General features: G+C 43.3%; 24 protein-coding genes. 13 read left to right on the forward strand and 11 right to left on the reverse strand.

The genetic code is table 11. The features are described from left to right. Positions 1 to 11 precede the first annotated feature (11 nt). The 6 genes from uvrA to ABM313_RS21480 form a co-directional block, all read right to left on the reverse strand. On the reverse strand, positions 12 to 2,879 hold the full coding sequence (gene uvrA / locus ABM313_RS21455; protein WP_434685165.1) for an excinuclease ABC subunit UvrA: 2,868 nt from the start codon (positions 2,877 to 2,879) through the stop codon (positions 12 to 14). 81 nt (positions 2,880 to 2,960) lie between these two features. Further along, entirely contained in the window at positions 2,961 to 3,287 is a 327-nt protein-coding gene (locus ABM313_RS21460; protein WP_434685166.1) for a CU044_2847 family protein, read from the reverse strand. A 40-nt stretch (positions 3,288 to 3,327) separates the two neighbouring features. Beyond that, a complete protein-coding gene (locus ABM313_RS21465) occupies positions 3,328 to 4,095 on the reverse strand; it encodes a Uma2 family endonuclease (protein WP_434685167.1) in 768 nt (255 codons plus the stop codon). A gap of 648 nt (positions 4,096 to 4,743) precedes the next feature. Then, positions 4,744 to 5,163: a type II toxin-antitoxin system VapC family toxin gene (locus ABM313_RS21470; protein WP_434685168.1), complete on the reverse strand. Its 420-nt coding sequence runs from the start codon at positions 5,161 to 5,163 to the stop codon at positions 4,744 to 4,746. Further along, positions 5,160 to 5,408 (reverse strand): hypothetical protein, encoded by a 249-nt coding sequence (locus ABM313_RS21475; RefSeq protein WP_434685169.1) that lies wholly within the window; start codon positions 5,406 to 5,408, stop codon positions 5,160 to 5,162. Before ABM313_RS21475 ends, ABM313_RS21470 begins: the two co-directional genes overlap by 4 nt. Before the next feature lie 140 nt (positions 5,409 to 5,548). Further along, positions 5,549 to 7,297, reverse strand: a complete 1,749-nt coding sequence (locus ABM313_RS21480; RefSeq protein ID WP_434685170.1) for a WD40 repeat domain-containing protein — start codon at positions 7,295 to 7,297, stop codon at positions 5,549 to 5,551. Between the two features lie 75 nt (positions 7,298 to 7,372). Between ABM313_RS21480 and ABM313_RS21485 the strand changes: the two genes are divergently transcribed. Together ABM313_RS21485 and ABM313_RS21490 are read left to right on the forward strand one after the other, a co-directional pair. Beyond that, positions 7,373 to 7,873 carry a helix-turn-helix domain-containing protein gene (locus ABM313_RS21485; protein WP_434683803.1) on the forward strand — a complete coding sequence of 167 codons (501 nt, stop codon included), beginning with the start codon at positions 7,373 to 7,375 and terminating at the stop codon, positions 7,871 to 7,873. A gap of 2 nt (positions 7,874 to 7,875) precedes the next feature. Then, the gene (locus ABM313_RS21490) at positions 7,876 to 8,445 is read left to right on the forward strand and encodes an IS630 family transposase (RefSeq protein ID WP_434683804.1); all 570 of its coding nucleotides are present in this window, start codon (positions 7,876 to 7,878) and stop codon (positions 8,443 to 8,445) included. Here ABM313_RS21490 and ABM313_RS21495 read toward each other — a convergent pair. Beyond that, positions 8,372 to 10,492: an AAA-like domain-containing protein gene (locus tag ABM313_RS21495; protein ID WP_434685171.1), complete on the reverse strand. Its 2,121-nt coding sequence runs from the start codon at positions 10,490 to 10,492 to the stop codon at positions 8,372 to 8,374. The two genes, ABM313_RS21490 and ABM313_RS21495, sit on opposite strands and share 74 nt — an antisense overlap. A 222-nt stretch (positions 10,493 to 10,714) precedes the next feature. Here ABM313_RS21495 and ABM313_RS21500 point away from each other — a divergent pair, with 222 nt between their 5' ends. Then, positions 10,715 to 11,869, forward strand: a complete 1,155-nt coding sequence (locus ABM313_RS21500; RefSeq protein WP_434685172.1) for an IS630 family transposase — start codon at positions 10,715 to 10,717, stop codon at positions 11,867 to 11,869. Positions 11,870 to 12,111: 242 nt separating this feature from the next. On the opposite strand, the gene ABM313_RS21505 is transcribed toward ABM313_RS21500, so the two are convergent. Both ABM313_RS21505 and ABM313_RS21510 read right to left on the reverse strand, forming a co-directional pair. Then, positions 12,112 to 12,765: a Uma2 family endonuclease gene (locus tag ABM313_RS21505; protein ID WP_434685173.1), complete on the reverse strand. Its 654-nt coding sequence runs from the start codon at positions 12,763 to 12,765 to the stop codon at positions 12,112 to 12,114. 16 nt (positions 12,766 to 12,781) lie between these two features. Beyond that, positions 12,782 to 14,428 (reverse strand): AAA-like domain-containing protein, encoded by a 1,647-nt coding sequence (locus tag ABM313_RS21510; RefSeq protein WP_434688551.1) that lies wholly within the window; start codon positions 14,426 to 14,428, stop codon positions 12,782 to 12,784. 138 nt (positions 14,429 to 14,566) lie between these two features. Here ABM313_RS21510 and nth point away from each other — a divergent pair, with 138 nt between their 5' ends. The 3 genes from nth to ABM313_RS21525 all read left to right on the forward strand — a co-directional run bounded on the left by nth (position 14,567) and on the right by ABM313_RS21525 (position 16,045). Then, a complete protein-coding gene (gene nth / locus ABM313_RS21515; protein ID WP_434685174.1) occupies positions 14,567 to 15,223 on the forward strand; it encodes an endonuclease III in 657 nt (218 codons plus the stop codon). 137 nt (positions 15,224 to 15,360) lie between these two features. Beyond that, positions 15,361 to 15,834 (forward strand): photosystem I reaction center subunit XI, encoded by a 474-nt coding sequence (locus ABM313_RS21520; RefSeq protein ID WP_434685175.1) that lies wholly within the window; start codon positions 15,361 to 15,363, stop codon positions 15,832 to 15,834. A gap of 100 nt (positions 15,835 to 15,934) precedes the next feature. Then, positions 15,935 to 16,045 (forward strand): photosystem I reaction center subunit VIII, encoded by a 111-nt coding sequence (locus ABM313_RS21525; protein WP_434685176.1) that lies wholly within the window; start codon positions 15,935 to 15,937, stop codon positions 16,043 to 16,045. On the opposite strand, the gene ABM313_RS21530 is transcribed toward ABM313_RS21525, so the two are convergent. Next, complete coding sequence (locus ABM313_RS21530) at positions 16,042 to 16,401, reverse strand: hypothetical protein (RefSeq protein ID WP_434688600.1); 360 nt, start codon at positions 16,399 to 16,401, stop codon at positions 16,042 to 16,044. The genes ABM313_RS21525 and ABM313_RS21530 overlap by 4 nt on opposite strands. On the opposite strand from ABM313_RS21530, the gene ABM313_RS21535 reads away from it, so the two are divergent. Both ABM313_RS21535 and ABM313_RS21540 read left to right on the forward strand, forming a co-directional pair. Continuing rightward, a complete protein-coding gene (locus ABM313_RS21535; protein ID WP_434688553.1) occupies positions 16,373 to 16,720 on the forward strand; it encodes a pentapeptide repeat-containing protein in 348 nt (115 codons plus the stop codon). The genes ABM313_RS21530 and ABM313_RS21535 overlap by 29 nt on opposite strands. Before the next feature lie 219 nt (positions 16,721 to 16,939). Further along, entirely contained in the window at positions 16,940 to 17,347 is a 408-nt protein-coding gene (locus tag ABM313_RS21540; protein WP_434685177.1) for a hypothetical protein, read from the forward strand. A 96-nt stretch (positions 17,348 to 17,443) separates the two neighbouring features. On the opposite strand, the gene mraY is transcribed toward ABM313_RS21540, so the two are convergent. After that, positions 17,444 to 18,547 carry a phospho-N-acetylmuramoyl-pentapeptide-transferase gene (gene mraY / locus ABM313_RS21545; protein WP_434685178.1) on the reverse strand — a complete coding sequence of 368 codons (1,104 nt, stop codon included), beginning with the start codon at positions 18,545 to 18,547 and terminating at the stop codon, positions 17,444 to 17,446. A gap of 233 nt (positions 18,548 to 18,780) precedes the next feature. On the opposite strand from mraY, the gene ABM313_RS21550 reads away from it, so the two are divergent. The 5 genes from ABM313_RS21550 to ABM313_RS21570 all read left to right on the forward strand — a co-directional run bounded on the left by ABM313_RS21550 (position 18,781) and on the right by ABM313_RS21570 (position 25,871). Then, the gene (locus ABM313_RS21550; RefSeq protein ID WP_434685179.1) at positions 18,781 to 20,148 is read left to right on the forward strand and encodes a 16S rRNA (cytosine(967)-C(5))-methyltransferase; all 1,368 of its coding nucleotides are present in this window, start codon (positions 18,781 to 18,783) and stop codon (positions 20,146 to 20,148) included. 370 nt (positions 20,149 to 20,518) lie between these two features. Continuing rightward, a complete protein-coding gene (locus ABM313_RS21555; protein ID WP_434685180.1) occupies positions 20,519 to 21,547 on the forward strand; it encodes a 30S ribosomal protein S1 in 1,029 nt (342 codons plus the stop codon). A gap of 123 nt (positions 21,548 to 21,670) precedes the next feature. Next, a complete protein-coding gene (locus ABM313_RS21560) occupies positions 21,671 to 22,468 on the forward strand; it encodes a TlyA family RNA methyltransferase (RefSeq protein WP_434685181.1) in 798 nt (265 codons plus the stop codon). Positions 22,469 to 22,970: 502 nt separating this feature from the next. After that, a complete protein-coding gene (locus ABM313_RS21565; RefSeq protein ID WP_434685182.1) occupies positions 22,971 to 24,812 on the forward strand; it encodes a diguanylate cyclase domain-containing protein in 1,842 nt (613 codons plus the stop codon). Between the two features lie 147 nt (positions 24,813 to 24,959). Beyond that, complete coding sequence (locus tag ABM313_RS21570; protein WP_434685183.1) at positions 24,960 to 25,871, forward strand: hypothetical protein; 912 nt, start codon at positions 24,960 to 24,962, stop codon at positions 25,869 to 25,871. Positions 25,872 to 25,880 lie beyond the last annotated feature (9 nt).

Genomic DNA, 25,880 nt, shown 5'->3' on the forward strand with positions numbered 1-25,880 from the left:
GATGTAAATAGTTAGGAGCTACTGCGTGGATATTCAGCTAATACTTCTTTGAGGTATTTGCCAGTATAGGATTTTTTGACCTTGGCGACCTGTTCGGGTGTGCCCTCAGCGATAATCTCACCACCGCGATCGCCTCCTTCTGGTCCCAAATCAATCACCCAATCAGCACAACGAATCACATCGAGATTATGCTCAATCGTAATGATGCTATTGCCTTTATCGACTAGGCGCTGCATTACATCTAATAATTTATGTACATCGTAAAAACTTAAACCTGTAGTCGGTTCATCAATGAGATAGAGGGTTTTGCCTGTAGCTCGACGCGCTAGTTCTGTGGCTAGCTTGACCCGTTGCGCTTCACCACCTGAAAGCGTGGGAGCAGACTGACCAAGACGCACATAGCCTAAACCCACATCTACCAGCATCCCTAATTTGGCATGAGCAGAAGGAATATTCTCAAAGAAATGCATCGCTTCTTCGATAGTCATATCTAACACATCGGCGATCGTCTTCTCTTTGTACTTCACCTGTAGCGTTTCACGGTTATATCTTGCGCCTTTGCAAACATCGCACTGCACATAGACATCGGGAAGGAAATTCATTGAGATAATATTCACACCCTGTCCAGAACAAGCTTCACAACGTCCACCCTTGACATTAAAAGAGAATTGCCCTGCTTTATAACCTCTCGTTTTTGCCGCCGTTGTTAGCGCAAAGGTTTCGCGAATGACATCAAATAGCCCTGTATAGGTGGCAGGATTAGATCTGGGTGTGCGTCCGATTGGTGATTGATCGATGACAATGAACTTATCGAGATGCTTCAGTCCCTTAACTTCATCAATGCCTTTGGGAACTGGCACTTTGCGCGAAAAATTATGCTCAAGGGAATGGTGGAGTAAATCATTAATTAAGGTGGATTTACCAGAGCCTGATACACCTGTAATACATACCAATTTCCCAAGAGGAATCTGGACATTGATATGTTTAAGATTATTCAGATAGGCATTACAGATTTCAAGATGTTTTCCATTACCTTCGCGTCGTTCCGCAGGTGTAAAAATCTGTTTTTGTTTGGAGAGATATGCACCTGTGAGCGATTCAGAGGTTTGCTCAATTTCTTTAACACTCCCCTGCGCCACGATTCTACCGCCATGCACTCCCGCCCCAGGTCCGATATCGACAAGATAATCAGCAGCACGAATAGTTTCTTCATCATGTTCTACTACGATTAGAGTATTACCGAGATCGCGCAGTTTGGTTAATGTGGCGAGAAGTCGTGAGTTATCGCGTTGATGGAGTCCAATACTCGGCTCATCCAATACATAAAGAACGCCTGTCAAGCCTGAACCAATCTGGGTCGCAAGACGGATGCGTTGGGCTTCACCACCAGATAGAGACATGGTAGAGCGATCGAGGGTGAGATAATCTAAACCTACATCTAACAGGAATTGCAGTCTTGTTTCTATTTCTTGCAATACTCGATCGCCTATTTGGCGAGTTCGTGCATCAAGATCGAGATTTTTTAAGCGATCGCGACAAGTTCCAATTGGGACTGATACAAAATCATTAATGTTGTACCCCCCAATCCGAACTGCGAGAGATTCGGGTTTCAGTCTTGTTCCGTCACAGGTTGAGCAAGACTCTTCGATCAGATAGTTTTCGAGTTTTTGCCTTTGCGATTCTCCCGCCTCTTTGTATTGCTGTTCGAGTATGGAGATTGCCCCTTCATAGCGTTTGTAATATCCCTCACTGCGCTCACGATAGAGTGAGTCTGGCTTAATTAAAATCTTCTCGGTAGTGCCATGCAGAATAATATCTATCTGTGCCTGAGATAGCTTTTCCCAAGGTGTAGTAATCTCAAAACCAGCATATTCGCCCACACTAGATAGAAGCGAAATATAGTAGGTATGGGTTTTATCTGCCCAAGGTGCGATCGCTGCATAAACAGGTAAAGATGGATCGGGAACTAACAAATCAGGATTAAAGGTTTTAATGCTTCCTAATCCATGACAGGCTGGACAAGCGCCATAGGGAGAGTTAAACGAGAACATACGTGGCGATAGTTCTTCCATAACTGCGCCATGCTCAGGACAGGCAAAGTTTTCTGAGAAAGTTAGTAGATTGCTAACTTTCTCAGATTTAGGGTCTGGGGATGAGGATAAAATCTCCACCATCGCAATCCCTTCAGCACGTTTTAAACAAGTTGCGAGAGAATCGGTTAACCGTTCTTGAATATCATCTTTGCGAACTAGGCGATCGACCACAATTTCAATATCATGGAGTTTGTTTTTCTCTAGTTCGATATTGTCACTCAGTTCACGTACTTCTCCGTCAATGCGAACTCGCGCAAAACCCTCACTGGCTAGACTTGACAATAATTTCTTATGAGTTCCCTTTTTGCCACGAATTACAGGCGCTAGTAGTTGAAACTTAGTGCGATCGCTAAGCTCCATAATCGAGTCCACCATCCGATCAATGGTCTGGGGTGCAATATTGCGATCGCAGATTGGACAATGGGGCGAACCTGCCCGACCAAACAGCAGCCGTAAATAGTCATAAATCTCCGTAACTGTCCCAACTGTTGAGCGTGGATTATGGGAAGTTGATTTTTGGTCAATGGAAATTGCGGGACTCAAGCCCTCGATGTAGTCCACATCAGGCTTATCAACCTGTCCTAAAAACTGACGCGCATAGGCGCTGAGGGACTCGACATAACGGCGCTGACCTTCAGCAAAAATCGTGTCAAAGGCTAGGGATGATTTACCAGAGCCAGACACACCTGTAAACACGATCAGGCGATCGCGAGGAATCGTCAGGTCAACATTCTTGAGATTGTGCTGTCTAGCACCTCTAACGTGGATATGGGTATGGTCTGGCATTCGATCGCGATTTATGCTTTAGCTGGCGTAAAGATTTGTTACTAGTGTAGGCGATCGCTGGGAGATTTGTGGTGCTTGTAGTTATTCTGGCTTCTTGGGAAATACGCATTTTACGGTAATTTTTAGATTGGAGCTTGCACCGCCTGATGCTACGCCAAACTCTAGGGTGACTTCACTGACTTCGGCGCTTCCTAAATTGCGAAAGGCTTTGAGTGTGTTGACGGTGTAGCCACGCACGAGGCTTTGCATGGCATGAAAACTTTGAATTGCTTTTTCTTTGGCGGCATTTTGCGCTTTATCACCGACAAATAAATCACGGTCGTGAGAGGTGAAATTCGTCGTAGTTCCTTCGACTTGAAAATAAATGATGCTGCCGTCTTCGAGTTCGGTGGGAATGAGTTGGGGCATGGTTTTACAGTTTGCAGGGATATTTTGTCATGAATTAGTATTACAGACAGTCAGGATCTTCCCCCAACTCTCTAAGTCTAGCCGACAACCTTTCAGCCCTAAGCCTTTCTACCTCAGCGCGTTGCGCCTCAGCTTCAGCGCGTTGCGCCTCAGCTTCAGCCCGTTGCTGGGCAGCTTCCTCTGGCAATAGCACCAAAGCTCCAGATGAGTCATAAAAACGTAACCAAGTTAAAGTCTCTCGGTCAATCGTTCCCTGCCAAGTACCCAGCCACAAGCCCAAGGACTCACACCATAGCCACCCTCGGCTATCTGGAGCGATCGCTTGATAAGTATCACGGTGATGCCAGCCCTGTAATGAATCAGGCTCAAAGGGATTATAAACAAAGTAATCTTGTGTCCTAAACACGCGATCGTATAACTGCTTTTTCAGCCCTAAATCGACATTGGCAGTACTAGGAGACATTAGTTCAATGATTGTGTCGGGGTAATGTCCATCTTCTTCCCAGACGACCCACCCAAGGCGATCGCGCTGTCCATCAACATCCAATGCTACAAAAAAATCTGGCCCGCGAAAATCACGATTTTTGACTTGGGTGGTGCTGTAGTAGAAGAACATATTGCCACCCACATAATAGTCTGTCGCTTCACCACGATATTGCTGATAGGAGCGAATCAGCACATTCATCGCTACTCGGTGTTGATTAGTTTCCAAAGGCTCTCCGTCATCAAATATCAAGTCTGTGGGCGGCATGGGTGGAGTCCATTCGTCCATTTCGTTAGTTGTCTGTTGGGGAAGAGTATTAACCATATTCGCGAACCAACAAGAAGAGTTTGCATCAGTATTTTATCTTACGGTGCAAATGCAAAACCCCTACAAAATTTTTACCTTTTACCTTTTACCTTTTGCCTTGACAAGCCTGTCTGTCTTCGGCAATGGTTCACTAAATTGTAATCGACGTATTTACGTCTTGTTTATTGACATGAAATGGACGTTTCAGAATCTATCCCACATTAGCTGACCAGTGCCTTGTATGCGGTTTTTTTGGCGAATGTGGAGGTGCGGAGTTTTATGGGGATGATTAAGGAAGGAATAACATCTGTAGGGGCATAGCATTCCCGCAATAATTTCTAAATTCTCAGGTTCCCTTGATTTGGGAATGCTATGCCCAACACCTGACAACGCAGGAACAAGCGATCGGTGAAGGCATAGGCTAAGATCTCCGACTTTTTCTAAGCCAGCAAAGATAGTTTGCTAATTCACAAAAAAAGTCGGAGATCTGGGCATTTACAGGTTCCTTTGATTTGGGAATGCTAGGCTCCAACACCTGACAACGCAGGGACAAGCGATCGGTGAAGGCGAGGAGGGTTTTGCATTTGCAAATGGAGATTTATGTGGGGTGTTGGGGAATGGTGGCGCAAATGCAAAACCCCTACAAGTTTTTTCCTTTTTCCTTGTTTACAAGTCAGGTATAATTACAGGAATCTGTTCGTTACGATTCTTGCGATAAATTTTGAAATCGCTGTCTAAGGTTAGGATGGCACTATTATCATAAATTTCTGACATCCTCACTAAACAGGCATCTGCTAGGGACATTGGTACATTTTGATAGCGATCAAGCAATTTTTCTATGCTTTGAGTCTCTTCATCTAGATGAAATGGAATTTGAACAACTCCTTTGTCAATGAAAGAGAAGATGATCTCTTTGCTAGAAGGTATCCTTTGGAGTAAAAAGCAAGTCTCGGTGATGGCGGCTTCGCAGGTGATTAATGGTGGTGAAATTTTGGCTAGTTCGCGAACTGCCCAATTATGATAAGAGTCACGGCGATCGATCAGTGCGACAAAAACACTAGCATCGAGGATAATTTGCTGGCTCATGCTGAGTTTTGATTTTTGAGTTCATGCTTTTTGAGGGAAAGATCGCCGCCGACATCGAGAGAACCGATGAGATCGCCTGCTAGTTCTAGGGCAGATATGGGTTTATTATCGTTATTTAAGGTGTCTTTTTGTTTGTTTTGACTGCAAATAAATTCAGCAAAATCTAAAATTTGCTTCTGTTTGGCTAGGGGTAAACTTCTGACAAGTTCGATAATCTTTTGCTCAATTGTTATTGTCGCTTTCATATTTTTACTCTGCCATTTATTTTTCTAGTTTAATCCAAATTTTTTCCTTTTTACTTTTGCCTTGAAGCAATGCCACTTAATACCAATTCACTGAAGTGAGCCAACACTTCAGTGAATTAAAAAACAAACCCAGTAGGGTTTTAAGATTCCAAAAATGGCAACGCCATTTTTGGAATTGGTATTACTTGACAAGCTGCTCTTTCCTCATCGGTTGCATTGGGGTTGTTAGTCAAGTAATCACGCAACCCGTTACATCCCTTCACCATTAGGTCATCAAAATTCCATAATTTGACGGTGTTGTCCCTATTGCTAGTGGCGATCATCTTGCCGTCGGGACTAAAGGCTATGCTACCAATATCGCTACGCCCTTTGAAGGTTTGAAGTTCTTTCCCTTCCAAATTCCATAATTTGACAGTTCTGTCCCAACTACCAGTGGCGATCATCTTGCCGTCGGGACTAAAGGCTATGCTATCAATATCGCTACGCCCTTTGAAGGTTTGAAGTTCTTTCCCTTCCAAATTCCATAATTTGACGGTTCTGTCCCAACTACCAGTGGCGATCATCTTGCCATCGGGACTAAAGGCTATGCTATCAATATCGCTATGCCCTTTGAAGGTTTGAAGTTCTTTCCCTTCCAAATTCCATAATTTGACGGTTCTGTCCGAACTGCCAGTAGCGATCATCTTGCCGTCGGGACTAAAGGCTATGCTATCGACGGTATTGCTATGTCCTTTAAGGGTTTGGAGTTCTTTCCCTTCCAGATTCCACAATTTGACGGTTCTGTCCCAACTGCCAGTGGCGATCATCTTGCCGTCGTGACTAAAGACTATGCTATCGACGGTATTGCTATGTCCTTTAAGGGTTTGGAGTTCTTTCCCTTCCAGATTCCACAATTTGACGGTTCTGTCCCAACTGCCAGTAGCGATCATCTTGCTGTCGGGACTAAAGACTATTCTATTGACGGTATTGCTATGCCCTTTGAGGGTTTGGCTCTCTTTTTCTCTCAGTTTCAACAATTTGACAGTACTGTGAACATCCCGCCAGTTCTCACCTCCTGTCACAATAGTCTTACCGTCAGGGCTAAAAGCAATGCTTAAAATACTATTTCTACTCGCTTTAAAGGTTTGGATTACTTCTTCAACGTAGAAAGTATTGAGATTGACATCCCACAATTTGACAGTAGTGTCCCAACTTCCTGATGCAATCGTCTTGCCATCAGGACTAAAAGCAACGCTTATAACACTACTGCTATGCCCTTTGAAGATTTTGATGACTTTTTCTTTATCGAGATCCCACAATTTGACAGTGTTGTCTCCACTTCCTGTGGCAATCATCTTACCATCGGGACTAAAGGCAATGCCATAAACTTCATCACTATGCTCAAAGGTTTTAATTATTTCTCCGTCGAGGTTCCACAACTTGACGTTTTTGCTCACATCACTTGATGCAATCGTCTTGCCATCGGGACTGAAGGCGATGTCGAAAGCCTTGCTACGCTCAAAAGTTCGGATTTCTTTGCCGTCTATTCCCCATAATTTGATAGCTTTGTTACTTCCTATGGCAATTATCTTACCATCAGGACTAAAGGCTACGCTTGCGACATCTCCCTCCTCATGCTTAAAGGATCGGATTTCCTTGCCGTCTAGACTCCACAATTTGATACTATTGGAACTCGCTGCTGCAATGGTCTTACCACTAGGACTAAAAGCTACACTACGAACACTGCCCTTATTATCAAAAGATCGGATTTCTTTGCCATCAAGACTCCATAATTTGAAAGTGGTATCAGAACTATCCGTTGCGATAATCATTTTGCCATCAGGACTAAAAGCTACACTATCGACATCTCCAACGGTGGGAAAGCGGTTTATTTCTCGGATTCCATACACAAATCGCAATAATACCAAAACACAAAGAAGAGGCAACAGATGATATAAGAGAAAAAGGAGAAAGAGGATAACAAAATGGCAGGGGTATATAGATTAGAAATAAGTGAAAGCGAAGAAGAGCTAAAAGAGATGCTAGGGCGGCAGAAAACAGGCTCAGATAAAGAACGAGTGCAAGTATTGTACTTACTGAAAAGCAAGCAAGCTGGCACAGTGCAAGCCGCCGCTCAACTAATCGGGAGAAACCGTAGCACAGTGCAAGAGTGGATCAGAGGATATCGAGAGGGAGGAATAGCAGGAATACTAAGCCATAAACCAAGAGTAGGCAGAATACCCAAAATCCCAGATTGGGCGCAAAAAGCACTGGACAAACAACTGCAACAGGAAAAAGGATTTAATAGCTACGGAGAGATACGACAATGGCTACAGGAAAAACTAGGAATCGAAAGTACCTATAAAAATGTGCATGACTTGGTGCATTACCGAATGAAGGCAAAACCAAAGGTAGCCCGTCCCTATAGCGCCAGTCAAAACCAAGGGCAACGCGAGGAATATAAAAAAAACTCTCGGATAACCTAGCCATGGTGGCATGGTATGCCGTGACCGTGTTGGGATTAACGGGAAAAGTCCGATTCTTTTGTCAAGACGAAACAAGGATTGGTTTGAAAACCATCAGTGGTCGTAAAATAACGGCTCGTGGGGTCAAACCCAAGGCAAAAGTCCAGTGGCAGTTTCAGGCTACATGGTTATACGGCATCGTCGAACCTGCGACGGGAGAAAGCTTTTTCTATGAATTTAGTCATCTCAACACTGACTGTTTTCAAATATTTCTAGACCTTGTATCAGAGAAATTTGCAGACAGCATAATTATCTTGCAAGTTGATCAGGCTGGTTGTCATCGGGCTAAGCGTTTACGATTACCTCACAATATCATTTTGATATTTCAGCCTGCTCATTCTCCAGAATTAAACCCAATTGAGCGGGTTTGGCTACATTTGAAGCAAGGGTTGAGATTTTCTTTACCCAAAAATATGGATGAGTTGCGGCTTTTGGTCAAGAATCGTCTCTCCGAAATGACTAAATCTGTAATTGCTTCTCTTGTCGGTAGAGATTCCATACTGGATGCTCTATCTGTTGCCTCTCTTTTGTGATTTGGTATAAATTAGCTGTCACCATCATTTGTGTATTTGCCTTATCTTTTTCCCTTATCAAAGGATCTAACTCCTTAAGTTTATTTCCTGCACTGATCGTCTTGAGCAAAGCCCCAATTGTTTGCCCATCCTGAAAATCAGCTCTAGCTTCAAGAGTCTTTAATCTCACATCCGCCAACTTAATATCATTATTAGCATCCTTCACATTTTGATTTGCTATAGCCTGTTGCGCCAACGCCTCCTGAACCTTACTCTCAGCATCCGCAATCTTAGCCACTGCCACCGCCACCTGTGCTTCCGAAGTCTGAACCACATTCTCTAACTCAGCCTTAGCTAATTCTAGATTCCTCTTTGCTACATCAACATTCTCATCCGCTTCTTTTTTCTTCTCCAGCGCATCTCTCACTGCCTGCGCTGCATCTCTCTTTGCTTTTTCTGCATTCTCGCCAATTCGTTCAGCCTCTTTATTTGCAACATATACCTTCTGATCGGCATCCTTCACTTTAGTCTCGGCATCTTTCTGAGTATTAGCAACCTTCAGATTTGACTCATTCACTGATCGCGCCGCCCATAAACCCGCACCCGTTGCCAATAACAAAGTCATCCCCAAAATTGCAGAACCAACCTTCACCCTGCGATCTGCCTTTTGCTTCGCATCACCTAAAATCCTTGCCTCTTCCTCAGCTATTTCCTGTTGCCTAAGCGCAATTAACCGTTCCTGTTCCGCAACCTCCCGCGCCTGTTGTTCTGCCTCTAGTTTGAGATAGCTTTCTCGCTTCTCCACCTCCCGACTATCCCGCAAAAACTGATCATCCTCATCACTCAACCTTTTCCCCTTAGCCCAAGCCTCCGCATCCACCAACGCCTGACCCCGCAACAAAAAGGCTTCCTTCTGCTCATCACTTTCTCGCCAAGCCCGAAACGCCGAAGCATAAAACTCTGGACGCAAATCTGCTAACTGTCCCTCCACCCAAGCATTATTAAACACCGCCGCATAAATCGGATTATAGGAAATCAACCGCCCATCCCGTCGCACCACCAACCCCGTCAACCGCAACTTCGATCGCTCCTCACTGCGATCGTCCTCCAACTCCCCATCCGCCAACACCTGCTGATAGCAACCCAACATCCGCCCCCGCAACTTCTCCTCCACACTAATCACGCGATCCCTAATCGTCGTCAAATGTGGTGGCGCATCCTGCGATTCCCAATTCGTGACAATCCGCTCCTGTACTAGAGTCTCAACCCAGCCCACAATATTCTCAGGTGGTGCAATTCCTGCTAACTCCTTCTCCATCATTCCCAACAATCGCTGAATCAGAAAAGGCTGTCCCCCCGTCCACTTCACCGCTTCGGCTAGATAATCCTGCGGATTCACCACCTTACTCGCCAAACCCTGCATCAAAGGCAAAGCCTCCATCAGCGTAAACCCCGCCATCTCGACCGCATAGCCAATATTAAACGCTGAAGTATTATGACTCTGAATCAAATCCGTCGGTGTCGCCACACCCAAAAAAGAAAAAGTGAGGCGATTATATTCGGGCTTAGTCGGACGATCTTCAAAAAATGACCTTACCAAACCAAAGAAATCATCCATGCCAAACTTGAGACTCAATAGGCGATCTATTTCCTCCACAAAAATCACAATCGGCGCATCAATCTCCTGCAACACCACTGTTTCGATAAATTCCGCAAAGCGCTGCACAGGTGACAGCAATTCCCGTTCCCTAATCCAACTCCGCAAATCAAACTTACTTTTTAAATCCAGATCCCCCACCAAACTCCGAATCGCGCTGGCATACCACTGCTCACAAGTCACCTCCACCCCAATCTTCTGCGGATCAATCGTCGCGCACACAATCCCCTCCGCTTGCAACTTATGCGTCACCCGCACCCGCAAACTCGATTTCCCCATCTGCCGACAGTTAAACACATAGCAATATTTACGCTCCTTAAGGAGGTTGTAATAGTCGCGATCGCATTGGCGCTCCACATAGCTAGGCGCATCCGCAGGGAGACTACCACCAACTTGATAATTAAAAGTCATAGCTTTTGTTGCTTGTACTGTGGTTTAGGGTGGGTGATTGCAATCTGTAGCAATCTGTAGTGGACTGTTTCATCTAAAGTGATGCAATAGTCGATCTATCAAAAAGCTTGTTAAGACTGACTTCACCTAGTTTTCTATTACACTATTTTAGATGAAACAGTCCAGTAGTGGACTGTTTCATCTAAAATAGTGCAATAGATATTGGTTTGGAGAGCCCTAATCATGGGAAGAGGAAGGCGAGATAAAGTCTATTTAACAGTAGAGGATAGAGAAAACTTAGAACAAATTAGTCGAAATGGCTATGCACCTGCAAAAAAGATCTTGCACGCCAGAATTTTACTGATGTGTGATGAAGGAAAATACAGCAAGAGAACATGGACTGATGAAGAAATAGCAGAAGCATTGCAGGTGCATAGAAACACCGTAGGTCGAATTCGCCAAAGATTTCTGCAAAAAGGTGAAAAACCTGCACTAGAGAGACAATTAAGGAAAACGCCCCCCACACCGCCCAAGGTCGATGGCTCTAGCGAAGCCCACATAATTGCTCTGTGTTGTGCAGACCCACCAGAAGGACGTGCTGAGTGGACAATCAGACTATTAACGTCAGAACTCAAGCAAAGACAAGTTATTACCGAAATTTCCGCATCAACGGTGTGGCGTACTCTAAAAAAAAACGAATTACGACCTTGGAAAACCCAGAGATTTTGTATTCCCGAAAGAGATTTAGCAAGATTTGTGGCAGAAATGGAAGTCGTCCTTGACTTGTATAGCACGGAGCCATGCGAAGAAGAACCGTTGATTGCAATGGATGAAGCATCAAAGCAACTACTCGGAGAGGTTTATCCACCAATAGCGATGCAACCTGGACAAGATAAAAAAGAAGACTACCACTATGAGCGTGAAGGTGTTCAAGCCCTATTCATGTTTGTTGACCCTCATCGAGGATGGAGACGGGTGAGTAGCCGAGATAGTCGAACAAGGATAGATTGGGCTGAGGAAATACGTCAATTGTTGGATGAGGACTATCCGAATGCACGAAAAGTAAAGCTACTCAGTGATAATCTGAATACCCATAATATAGCTTCGCTGTATGAAGCATTTCCTGCACCAGAAGCTCATCGTTTAGCAAGAAGACTAGAAATTTATCATACGCCGCGTAATGGTAGTTGGTTGAATGTAGCCGAAACCGAATTGAGTGTCTTATCAAAACAATGTTTAGATAGACGGATTCCTAGCAAGGACAAACTCAAAGAGGAGATAGACGCTTGGCAAAAGTCTCGAAATCAGAATGCATCCAAAGTAATATGGAGGTTTTCGACAAGCGATGCCAGAGTCAAACTGAAACATCTTTATCCAGTATTTGAGCAAGAAGAATAACCGTATCTATTGCACTATTTTAGATGAAACAGTCCAGTAGGGTGTGTTAGCGTCAGCGTAACGCACTCAATAGATATTACGTGGAAGGTGATTCCTGCGATGGCGAAAGTCTGGGGCTGGCACGGGGGCACAGCCCCTACAAGTAACCTCTAAATTTTGGGGTAGGGGCAATGCCCCCGTGCTTGCCCTGCCACGCTAACAGCAAGAGATTTATTATCTGAGTTCCACGTAACATAATTTAGTTACTCCAAGTCTCCATAGCGATCGCGGTAGCGCTGCAATAATACCTCAAGTTCCTGTTTCGCTTGACGCTCTTGAGCTACTTGTTCCGCAAGCTCAGAGGGAAAAGGCAACTTTTCGCCATTGTCCAGACGATGCAAGGCAATTTTTTTGTCCTCAATCGATAGCTGCAACCCTAAAACTAAACTCTGTCTATCGTTAATCGGCTCATATTCTTCACCTTTGAGTCGATAACCTTGCAATTGCTGCTCTAGCCATTCATTTTTCGGGTCAAAAAGCCAATATTCCTGCACACCCATCTGAGCATAGAGATCGCGCTTAAAGCCAATATCAGTAATCTGCGTACTTTTGGAGGTAATTTCAAATATCACCGTAGGTACTTGTCCCTCTTCCCAGATTTTATAATTGTCGCGACCGCCAGCCGCCACATCAAAAATCACCATCACATCGGGAGCCACACGCATTCTGGGAAAGCCTTGAGCATAGTATAAAAATTGATTGCCCAAAACTGTTGCTTGTCTGCCTGTTAAATATTGCCGCAGCATTTCCAAAAGTATGGCGATCGCATAAAAATGATCGTAGGTTTCTGCCAAGGGTTCACCATCGCTAGAGGGATATTCAATATCAATTACTTTTGCTTGTAGAGTTGTCGGCATTGGTCACACTCCTAAACTAATTGCTTAAACGATCGCGAAAATAACGACGATATAACTGATTACGAATAATCACACCTGTTTCTGTGCGTAATATTAAACCCATTCCATCTAATTTTGCCGTAGTCGCCAGATCAAAACGGAGTGGTTGCGGTGAATTCACCAGCGATCGCAAAACTTCCGTAAGATGAGCATCTCTTTCCACCTTCGCTAAACGAGTGGTGAGATGTTTCCCAAATAGCCCTACTTCTGTTGATGCACTTTGGAGAATTTGCTCAAGGGAATTTGCGCCACTAGCTAAATTATAGAAAGCGAGTCGTATTAGATAGGGATGTCCACCAATCAATTCAGTGATAGGTTCTATTTGCGATGTTGATAAACCATGCAGTTCTGCAAGCTCATCAACTTGTGCAGTTGTGAATTCATCCAAATCAATGGGTGTACCTACATTAAATGGTGATTGATTAATATCCTTAGTTGTAAAAGATTCCATTGAATAGGCAAGCACTAGCCGCAACTTGCCCCATGTGCGATCGTGCTTGCCCTGCTCATGCCAACCACGCAGCAAACCACAAAAATCCACCTCGATCGCTTCATGCAGAAATATCCGATCCAGATTTTCGATCGCAATCACCAACGGGCGATCGTCATCATCATTCAATAAATATCTTTCAAAAAACTCCTCACAGTTACCATTTGCACCAAACAGCTCATCCCAATCATCGGTCGGTTTCGCCTTCACCCCAAAATCGCGTCCAATAACCGCACAAAAACACTGCAAAAAGCGATCCATATTTTCAAAAACTCGGCGATCGCACTTTTGCAAATCCAGCCATGTGGTGCGATTGCCTAACTGCCGCGCTTCTTCTAAGACTCGTACCAATAGCGAAGACTTCCCCATGCGGTCAGGGGATTTTAAGCGCAGTAGGGCATGGGGCATGGCGATCGCTTTAAAGCATTGTTCCTGTTGAGGCGATCGCGGAATATAAAACTCGGAACCAATCCGCACCGCACCTTCAGGTTCCTCGATCGCAACATTTACCTTCGGTAAAATCTGTCTTTCATAGCTGCGTTCCAACAGCACAGGCGTTTGTGTTTCAGGGATATTCTTGAGCGCAATCAGATTTTTGCCTAACTCAAAAGCATCTTTAACTGATTTCCCCTCAAATAAAGCCCCATAAAATCCCTTGGCAAACTCGATCGCCGCCACATCCCCGATCGCCTGATTCATTCCCAATACATACGGCACATAACGGGAGATCGCCTCCGCTTGCACCTCTGAGAAACAAGCATTCAGCACCACGCAATCGATGCCATTTTGGAGAATCCGAAACAAGTCCGCTAGAGCATCAGTGGGTGCGAGTTGCCAAGTGCCATCATCATGTTCCAACACCAAACCATTTTCTGCCGCACCATGCCCTGAGAAATGCACCACACGCGGCACTTCTTGTAGCAAGATCGGCTGTAAGTCATCAATGCGGACTGCGCCTTTGGTGACGATCGCAAAGCGATCGCGCAAACTCGATTTCTGGCAACATTCCTCAATTTCCCGAAATTCTGCCTCAACCCGCAATCGATCGGTATTCGCAGGATTCGCTGATAGCAATAATACTTTTTTCTTATCCATTTGCGAGCTTGGGGGGAGGCTATTTAAGTTGGAAGCAATGTGTTTTGGTGCGACAAAGCCGTACTACTCAATTTTAAATGAGTGCTGCCCGAATTATTTAGCATTGTTTAAAAAAGCTCCTAAAGGAGCTTTTTTAAACAATGCTAAACTGCAAATCATCGGTGTATCGCGCTACTCATGGGAATTATTACCAAACGTTCATCTAAAAAAGTTCGGGCTAACGAAATCATGATTCGGCTCAAACGTCTTTATCCCGACGCAACCTGTTCGCTTGATTACGAGACCCCAGTACAACTTTTGGTTGCCGTGATTCTCTCCGCACAATGTACCGATGAGCGTGTGAATATGGTCACCCCAAAATTATTTGCCCGATATCCCGATGCGATCGCCTTAGCAAATGCCGATCTTGATGACCTCATGGAGTTAGTCCATTCCACAGGCTTTTACCGCAATAAAGCCAAAAATATTAGAAGTGCCTGTGAAATGATTGTGCGGGACTTTGATGGGCAAGTACCAAATACAATGGAAAAACTGTTGAAGCTTGCAGGGGTGGCTCGTAAAACTGCCAATGTGGTATTAGCCCATGCCTATGGAATTAATGCAGGTGTAACTGTCGATACCCATGTCAAGCGACTTACTAAAAGACTAGGACTAACCAAATTTGAAGAGCCTATTAAGGTCGAGCGGGATTTGATGTCACTGCTGCCCCAAAGAGACTGGGAAAACTGGTCGATTCGGATTATTTATCATGGACGAGCCGTTTGTAATGCCCGTAAGCCTGCTTGCGATCGCTGTGAGCTAGCTGATTTATGTCCATCAGCATCTGTAAAGTAAAAAAATGGCAAAGCCAATTTTTTACTATTGGTTGTGAAGTTTTCTAAAGATACGCCCTCTTTATGCAGTGACATCCGCGCTTATTCCCTAAAATGAAGACAAATTTCTCCCTGCAATCTTTAACTTAATAAAGACTTATGACAGATTTTGTAAAACCCTTCAAAAACGATCCCCAGCTAGGGAATTTATCTACCCCCATTAGCGATTCTGCGGTCGTTAAAGCCTTTATCGGTAATCTCCCCGCTTACCGTGCAGGTTTGTCTCCTAGCCGTCGTGGTCTAGAAGTTGGTATGGCTCATGGTTACTTCATCTATGGACCTTTTGCATTGCTTGGTCCTCTAAGAAATACCGAATTAGGTAGCCTTGCTGGTTTGTTAGCAACTTTAGCCTTTGTGTTAATTTTGACCGCAGGTTTATCCTTGCATGGTCAACATGTAACCAAACTCCAATCTAGCTCTGCTCTTGAAGCTCCTGCTGAACTTGGCTCTCCTTCTGGTTGGAGCGAATTTGCTAGCAGCTTCTTGGTTGGTGGTGCAGGCGGTGCTGCATTTGCATACTTCCTCAACTATCTAGAACCAATGCAAAAATTCCTTGGTTTACTTTGGTCTTAAGTGCATTTCTGGTATTGCTAACATCAATATTCAGCTACATGAATTTGAACCAAATCAAGTCCGCAAAAACTTTATATCTTATTCAAGGAAAACCATAACCATGACTGGATACTACGCACATTATTACGTTTCTTTTATTTTCGTCCCTCTTGCTGGTGTAATCCTTCCCATTCTCGCTATGGGTTTGCTTTTCAACTACGTTGAAAACTAATTTGCTAATTTGGAAATAAGGCTCTTGGTAGTCATATCTCTTAAAACTCGTCCTCCGTATCTTATTTTTATCACATTTTCAAAAACAGGGAAGGCGATCGCTATAGTGTAGCGATCGCCTTCCCTGCTTTTGGTAAGCGCTAAGATAAAGCCATTATCTTTGTTTTTATATATGTCATTTTTAAACTCATCGACATTTGTCCGCTTGGCGATCGCGATCATAATCGCGATTTCATGTTTACTGGTATCTCCTATCAATGTCCAAGCAGAAACACTCTCATTTAGCCATGCCCAGTTAAAAAATAGAGACTTTTCAGGTCGAGATCTGATTGGTTCAGGCTTTGCTAATGCCAACATGGAAGGAGCCAACTTTGAAAATGCCGATGTACGCGGAGCCGTATTTAGTGCCTCAATTTTACGAAGAGCAAACCTCAAAGGGGCAAATTTCTCTGGTGGATTACTTGATCAAGCGGATTTTGCTAAAGCCGATCTCAGTGATGCGTTGTTAGTCGAAACAATCCTATTACGCAGCACCTTTGATTTTGCGAATATTGATGGGGCAGATTTCACTGACGCAATTATGGATGAGGGACAACGCAAATGGCTATGCACTAAAGCCAAAGGTACTAACTCAAAAACAGGTGTAGATACTAGAGCCTCTTTGGAATGTGACTAAATAATGTGAATAATGTGATAAAGATCCCATTTTTATATAACTCTTACTATCTATGAAAAATTTGCAAATTATTGCTGAACGTTTATATCGTTTATATGTATATCTATGCGGAAGAGATTCTCAATACTGATTGCTCTTTGGAAATCTAGTTATGGTTTCTGGCTGAGGCTCATACTCAAGTGGCAATTTCTCTGTATGTTTCTGCTAGTACTGTTAACTATGTTACTCATACATTTGGGAGCGAAAAAGTGGTTATTGTCTGTATCTCAGCCATTACCACAAGTGTCAACCATAAATGTGGGGCAAACCGAAAGTCTTCAGCTTGGAAGTTATTATGAGGTTTCCATTCCACCAACTGGAAAGGATAAGTATATCTCTACCAATTACCGACTCTGGCTCCCTAATGGAGTCGCAAATATTCGTGGTCTGATTCGGATTTATCGTGATAATTATCTAATTGCAACCCTTCAAGGTCAGGAATATAGTGGGGACGATACACCATCACCAACTCAAGTTGTGCTGGAGTTTAGAGAGCAAGAGGCTAAGGCTAAGACTGTTTATACTGTGTCGGCGTTCAATGCTATTGGTGAAAGCACGTCTCAGCCAGTAATAAATACCAATTCCTAATTAGACAGAGAATGGCGGCGCTTCGCGCCGCCATTAAAGTGCATAAAAAACGCCCAATTGGGCGTTTTTTATGCACTTATTAGAATTATCTTGCGTTTATCTAAGCTTACTAACTAAAAGTGCGATCGCTACTAAAAGCCCACCCGTGAGATAGAAGAATTTGACCACATGCAACTCATGCCAACCACTTAACTCTAAGTGATGGTGAAAAGGAGCCATTTTGAAAAGACGCTTGCCCATGCCAGTTTCGTCTTTGGTTGCCTTGTAGTAGGAAACCTGTGCAATCACCGAAATTGATTCCCAGATAAAGATTGCACCGATAATTAGAAAAGCCCAGAGTAAGTTACCGAGGATTGCTGTCGATGCAAGCGCTCCACCTAAAGCAAGTGATCCCGTATCTCCCATGAATACCCTTGCAGGATAACGGTTATGCCAGAGAAATCCTAAATAGCTACCACTGAGGCACATGCAGAAAATAGCAAGTTCTTTATTTTGAGGAAATAGTAATAAACCCATCCCAAACAAAGCGATCGCACCAGTACCACCAGCTAAGCCATCTAAGCCATCAGTAAGGTTGGTTGCATTACTACTACCAAGAAATACAAACAGAGCCAGAGGGAAGAATAACAACCCAAGGGGGATCACAAAATGCAAGGGTAAATTAATCGTCGCGATCGCTTGCCAGTTTTGGGTTAGACCTAGCCAAGTACAAAAACAAGCTGCGAAAAATGCTTGAAGTAAAAGTTTGGCTCTTGGAGACAAGCCTTTATTGGAGTGGCGGCGCAGAATTTTCCAATCATCTAGCCAACCGATAAAAGCAAAAGAAAGCGTCAGCAAACTACAAGCTATGACTTTGTCGTTAAAACCAGACCATACCAACGCCAATAAAATTCCGACAGGTATAATGAATATTCCCCCCATCGTCGGCGTACCTTGTTTTTTGAGGTGAGCCTGTGGTCCATCTTCACGGATGATTTGACCAGCCTTAAGGCGACGCAAAGCTGGAACAGCAAAAGTCCCCAACATTGCTACACCAGCCCCCCCAAACGTGAATGGTAACAGCAGACTTGAACTTATATTAGGATTCAAGAAAAGATCGACACCAACAATTAAACTTATTAAACCGATTGCTAAACCAAGTGCTAGGCTACTTCCTGTCGGAAATTTTGCTTTCCTAACTCTCACACCAGTATCAACCATTGCCGCTCCTCACACCCACAGTAACCATCACACTTTTTTTAGATCAAACTTTAGATCAGCAGCTTTTTTACGGCTTTGTAACAGATGATTAAATATCACCTGAATATACGCTCTTAGATACCAAATAATGACCGCATTTGTCTACAGTGCAACCATTGAATTTTGATAATTCTTGAATCTTTGAACTCAATTTTTGTAAATATCCCTTTAATTTTAAGTTTATTAAATTGCCGATGACGAGTAAGAATTCTCGACAGATTGCTCTAGAAGCATTACGTTTGATTCAAAGACGCAATGCCTATGCTGATGTAGCGCTTGACTGTACGCTGTCGCGGGCGCGTCAGGATAACATTAATCTCCTAGAAAGTGATCGCCGTCTAATCACGGAGTTAGTTTACGGATGTACGCGCCGCCAAAAAACACTGCAAGCGGTTTTGCAAAACTTCTCACAAAAACCAACCACAAAATTACCACCAGACTTATTAATAATCTTACAAATTGGTATCTATCAACTATGTTTTCTCGATCGCATTAAGCCATCAGCGATCGTTCATACCACGGTGGAATTGGTCAAAGAAAATAATTTAAAGGGCTTGTCGGGATTTACGAATGGGGTAATGCGATCGATACTCAGAGCTAGAGAAAAGGAAGATATTCTCGCCAATATTACTGATCCCGCGAGCTTTTATAGTTTTCCTGAATGGTTGATTGAGTTATGGCAAAAAGAATTTGGTCAAGAAGCGATCGCAAATATTTGTAATTGGTTTAATCAAACGCCCCATCTTGATTTACGGGTAAATCTGCTCTATGCGACTAGGGATCAAGTCCTAGATGCCTTTGCCGAAGCACAAATTCCTGCGGAACCAATTCCTCATCTCCCCGATGGTATTCGTGTGGGGCAAGGAGCAGGGGATGTCAGCCAATTGCCCAAATTTAAAGAGGGTTGGTGGTCAGTACAGGACGCTAGCGCTCAGTTAGTGACTTATCTATTAGATCCTCAACCGAATGAGATCATTATTGATGCCTGTGCTGCTCCTGGAGGTAAAACGACACATATCAGCGATCGCCTCAAAAATACGGGCAAAGTTTACGCCCTTGATCGCCTAGCGAATCGTTTGAAGAAAGTTGAACAAAATACAGCACGTCTAGGGATCACGAATGTGCAAACCATTGAGATTGATGCTCGTGAATTCGCAGGATTGCCAGAAGGTTCTGCAAATCTCAAGTGCGATCGCGTCTTATTAGATGTACCTTGCTCTGGCTTAGGTACATTACATCGACACACTGATGCCCGTTGGCGACAAACTCCTGATGAGCCTTATAAATTAGCCAAAACCCAAGCCGAAATTCTTGATCGTGCCACGCAATGGGTAAAACCTGATGGCGTAATCGTATATAGTACCTGCACCCTGCATCCTGCTGAAAACGAAGAAGTAATCACGCAGTTTTTAATTAACCATCCCGATTGGCAAATTGTGCCACCAAGTGCTGATAATCCTGCGGCACATTTTGCAAGCGATCGCGGTTGGGTAAAAGTCCTGCCCCATGAGCATGATATGGATGGCTTTTTTATGGTGAAGTTACAAAGAATATACTTTTAACAATTAGCTTGCTCTAAAAACATCGTGTATCAAGTCTCTACGACCTATAAAAAGTAAATCCACTTAGGCAAAATTTATATTTATATTTTGTAGATTCAAATATCACTTAGTAGTACTTGCTGTAATCCTGAGAACGATGTCTCTACCCCAGTACTCTAAGAACACTATTAAAAAATATTTGCTAACACTTTCTCTATCTAGCTTAAATACGTTATAATTACAAACCTATGCCTATAGGTTTTACTAAAAATATTAACGACACAAATAGGCGTAGGATGTAAACCGCACCAAGCTGTAAATAGCTACTGCTCTTACATTTCTGGGAGGAAATCCAGATAAATTCAAAACAGGAACAAGGAAAAATTTAGTTATGATCAATCGGGCAAAAACTGCTACAGCCACCAATGTCGGCTTCACTCATGAAGACTTCGCGAAACTCTTAGATAAGTACGATTATCACTTCAGCCCTGGCGACATTGTTGCGGGTACAGTATTTAGCATTGAGCCTAGGGGCGCACTTATTGACATTGGCGCAAAGACAGCAGCGTATATCCCGATTCAGGAAATGTCGATCAACCGCGTTGATCAACCTGAAGAAGTTTTACAAAACAATGAAACCCGCGAGTTTTTCATTCTCGCTGACGAAAACGAAGAAGGGCAATTAACTCTTTCGATTCGTCGCATCGAGTACATGAGAGCGTGGGAACGTGTCCGTCAGTTGCAAGCAGAAGACGCAACTGTGCGATCGCTTATTTTTGCTACCAACCGTGGTGGTGCTCTGGTCAGAATCGAAGGTCTACGTGGATTTATCCCTGGATCTCATATCAGCACTCGTAAGCCTAAGGAAGAACTAGTTGGCGAAGAGTTGCCACTTAAGTTCTTAGAAGTGGATGAAGATCGTAACCGTCTCGTCCTCAGCCATCGCCGTGCCCTCGTCGAGCGCAAGATGAACAAGCTCGAAGTTGGCGAAGTTGTCATCGGCGTAGTACGTGGTATCAAGCCCTACGGTGCATTCATTGATATCGGTGGTGTCAGCGGATTGCTCCACATTTCCGAAATCTCCCACGAACATATCGAGACTCCTCACAACGTCTTCAACGTCAATGATGAAGTGAAGGTGATGATTATCGATCTCGATGCAGAGCGTGGACGTATTTCTCTCTCCACCAAGCAGCTCGAAGCAGAACCTGGTGACATGGTGCGTGATCCTCAGCTTGTCTATGCTAAGGCAGAAGAAATGGCTGCGAAATATCGCGAACAACTTAATGCACCTCCTGCGGTCATGGAAATTCCTTTGCCTCCTGTGGATGATGATTATGAAGTTCCTGATGCGATGGAAGAGCCAGAAATTCCTGAAGAAGTTGTAGCTAATGCAGTAGAAGATGCGGCTGAAGCTTAGTCAAGACTAATCAAAAACTAAAAGAGAGTTGAGGTGCTTTGCGCCTCAACTCTCTTTTAGTTTTTATGTCCTGATACACTTGGCGAAGCTATATTTTTGATGTAGTTAAGGGTTATATAGAGTTTGAAAAAACGTTTAGATGTCTTATTGGTTGAATTAGAGCTTGCCCCATCGCGGGAGCAGGCTCAAAAGTTTATTCGGGCTGGCTGGGTACAGGTCAATCAGCAGGTGATTGATAAGGTTGGCACTGAGGTCAAAGATGACGCAGTGATTTTAGTGAAACAACGATCGCCTTTTGTGTCCCGTGGTGGCGAGAAATTGGCAGGAGCGCTTGCTAAATTTGAGGTGAATCTGGGCGATCGCACTTGCTTTGATGGTGGCATCTCGACGGGTGGATTTACGGACTGTATGCTGAAGCAGGGTGCAGCGAAAGTCTATGGGATTGATGTGGGTTACGGTCAGGTAGCTTGGGAAATTCGCAGTGATGAGCGGGTGGTGTTGCGCGAACGGACTAATCTCAGACATCTCACGCCTGAAGATTTGTATGCTGATGGCGATGTCGTTCCTGACTTTGCAGTGTTGGATTTATCTTTTATTTCCCTGACCAAGATTTTGCCTTCGCTATGGAATTTATTGCGATCGCCCCGTGAGACATTATTGCTAGTCAAGCCACAATTTGAGGCAGGTAAAGGACAAGTCGGCAAAAATGGCATTGTGCGCGACTCAAAAATTAGGGCTGAGGCGATCGCTAATGTTTTAACAACTGCTCAAGGTTTAGGATGGCACTTTCAAGGTTTAATACCTTCACCAATTCAAGGTCGGACTGGTAATTACGAATATTGGCTATGGCTAAGTGAGTATTCTTCAGAAATAATTGTTCCTAGCTTTGAGGAGATTTTATCTATTGCCAATCTTCAGTAAAGTAGTTATCCCAATTCTCGAAAGTGCGGCTACATTTTTGTGGTTTAACAACCAAACTTAGTAAGGGTTTTAAAAATACAAAATGGCTATGTTGTTTTGTGTTTTGGTATTATTAAGTAGCTAAGCATAAGAAATAAGAAAGCCTAAAACGTATCGGTTGAGATCCCTGACTTGTTTGTAAATTGTCTTTGCTTGCTTAGAAAAAGTCGGGGATCTGTGTTTCTATAGGTTTCTTTTGCTGACTTAGCTTATATAGTTGTCGCCAGTCTTGTTGGGACACAAACCCAGAATGCGAGTTGCGGCGCGAAGCGCCGCAACTCGCATTCTGGGTTTTGATTAGTCCTAGTACAAATTGTGACAGCTATAGCAATAATAATCTTTCTGGGTTGGTTTTTGATTTTGGGAAATGGGAAAAAAATCCTGAGAATTATTAACCTTTGGTGAATGGGGATCTAATCAGGGAATGCTAAATACAACTGATGCAAATTAATGCTAAACGTTAATGTCCTCACTAAAAAAACTTTGCGATCGCCCACTTATTCATCGCCTATCACTGCAAGCAGTTCTGATTGTTCCCTTTGTTCTGCAAATATTTGTAGCAGTTGGTATGGTGGGTTATCTATCCTTTCGCAACGGTCAAGAGTCAATTAATCGATTAGCAAACCAACTAGTCGGTGAAGTTAATGATCGGGTTCATCAACATTTGGATTCTTACTTGGCAGTCCCTCACCAAATTAATCAAATTAATGCAGATGCTGCAAGAAGTCGGATTTTAAATCTAAAAGATCTAGAAACTACGGGACGTTACCTATGGCAACAAATGCAGGTTTATAAAACCCTCAGCTACATTTTTTATGCCTTGCCAAGTGGTGAATATAGTGGCGCAGGACGTTGGGTAGATGGTGGGATGACCACTATTGATGAGGTGTCGCCACGCACTAATTTTCAGGATTATAGTTATGAAACCGATGCACAGGGGCATCGCAAAAAATTAATCTTTAAAGGGATATATAAACCTTTAACAGAGGATTGGTATCTCAATGCAGTCCGCACAGGTAAGCCCATGTGGAGCCGAATCTATAATTGGGACAATTCACCCGAATTTATTTCCATTAGTGCATCACTGCCTTTCTATGACGATCGCCAGAAATTAATTGGTGTATTTGGGTCAGATTTTCTACTTTCTAGCATCAGTAAGTTTTTAAAAAACTTAAAATCTAGTCAGAAAGGGACAATTTTTATTGTAGAAAGAGATGGCAATCTTGTTGCTAGCTCTAGCGAAGAATCACCATTTGTCTTAGTTGGAAAGACGGCAAGGCGTTTGAGTGCTTCTCAAAGTACTGCTCCGCTGATTCGAGGAGCTATTACCGACTTACAAAGAAAGATTGGGCAGTTGCAATTCATTAAAGTTGAACGATACTTTGATGTGCAATTAGGAAGCGATCGCTACTACGCTTTAGTCCGACCTTGGCAAGATCAATATGGACTTAATTGGTTAGTCATCGTCATTATTCCTGAATCTGATTTTATGGAGCAAATCAATGCCAATACTCGCACTAGTCTTTTACTGTGTTTAGCATCTCTGGCGATCGCGACTATTTTAGGCATCTATACATCCCGTTGGATTGCCTATCCAATTCTCAAATTACAGCAGGCCAGTGAAGTAATCACTAACGGCGAACTTGACCATAGTGTGGAGGTCAAAGGGATCTATGAGATCGAAAGATTGGCGCGATCGTTCAATCAAATGACGGTGCAACTCAAGTCCTCTTTTGGTGAACTTGAAGATCGGGTTGCTGAACGTACTACATCTTTACAGCAGGCTAATCTGCGGCTATTGGAGTTAGCAAATTCAGATGGATTGACGAAAATTCCCAATCGTCGTTATTTTGATAATTGTCTGGCGAAAGAGTGGCAGCGACACCTGCGAGAACAAAAGTTCCTAGGGTTGGTAATGTTAGATATTGATTACTTTAAATACTATAACGACTACTATGGACATCAAGGTGGGGATGAGGTTTTGTTACGTGTGGCTCAAATAATTAATCAGGTTCCGAGACGAGCATCTGATCTGGTTGCTCGCTATGGGGGCGAAGAGTTTGCGGTGATTTTGCCCAATACTTCCGTAGAAGGAGCGTTCAAGTTTGCAGAGCAAATCCGAGAATCGGTTTTATCATTGGAGATTCCCCATGCTAGGTCGCAGGTTAGTAAATATGTCACCTTGAGTTTAGGCGCAGCAGCGATGATGCCAAATCCAGATAATAAACTTGAAGACCTGATTACTCAAGCTGATGAAGCGCTATATCAAGCTAAAAAACTAGGGCGTAATCAAAGTTTTGCTTGAGACATAACCCCCAAGAAGTGAGGGACGGTGCGAAGCACCGCCCCTCACTTCTTGGGGGTTAATTTGCATTAAATTTCTTATTATTTCAATCTCATAAATTGCGGCAAAATAATAGGATTAAATCTATATAACCTATAGCTTTCAGACATGAGAACCTATCAGCCCAGTAATATTGCTCCATCACAAGGAGTCGCGATATTAGCTATCTCTTCTTTAGTTTCAGGTGTGGCAATTGGTGGAGCAACTGCATTTATTAGTAAATTTATTTACTTTATTGTGTTATTCCCAATAGGAATGGGATTTGCAACTGGTGCTGCAATGGGGCTTGCAGTCAAAAAAGGGAAGATTCGGAGTCCGATTACTGCTCTTGGTTTAGGTGTTTTAGGTGGACTGGTTACCTATGGTTCGTTGATGTATGGACAGTACATTAATTTTCAGCAGGAAACTGAAAAGATCATGGAGCGTGAATATAATGTCACAGATAAGAATCAAGCAAAAGAGCAAATCAACAACTTTTTGCAACAGGAAACAGGTTCTTCGGGATTTGTTGGCTTTTTAAAAATGTCAGCCAAGGAAGGAATTACCATCAGTAGAAGAAGTAGTTCTTTCGAGATTAAGGATAATTTTGCTTATTTACTCTGGTTGATCGAACTGGGAATTGTTGGCTTTTTAGCAGCTTCCATTCCTTTTAAATCTGCAAATGAACCATTCAGTGAAGAAGGAAATGAGTGGTATGGAGAGAAACAATGGGTTGGTAGTGCAACAGAAGAATCTAAAGATGAACTCATTCGTCTCCTAAATATGGATGATATGTCAGGGGCTGCTGCTTTATTGTCTAGTCAGACTGATTTACCAACTCCTCGGATTGATGTTTATTCTCAATCTTGTGCTGGTGTTCCTTTTAGTGATTCTGTAATTACAGTTAGCCATATCTCTACCAATGCGAAAAAACAACAAGAATCTAAAGATCTCTTAACAGGACTAGTCTCAGAATCTCAGCGATCGCTTCTTGTCCCTCAAATATCTACGTCAACCTCTGAAACTACCCCAGAAGCATAAATTTATAAC

The organism is Pseudanabaena minima str. Chao 2107, assembly GCF_051131155.1.
GTDB classification, from domain to species: Bacteria; Cyanobacteriota; Cyanobacteriia; order Pseudanabaenales; family Pseudanabaenaceae; genus Pseudanabaena; species Pseudanabaena minima.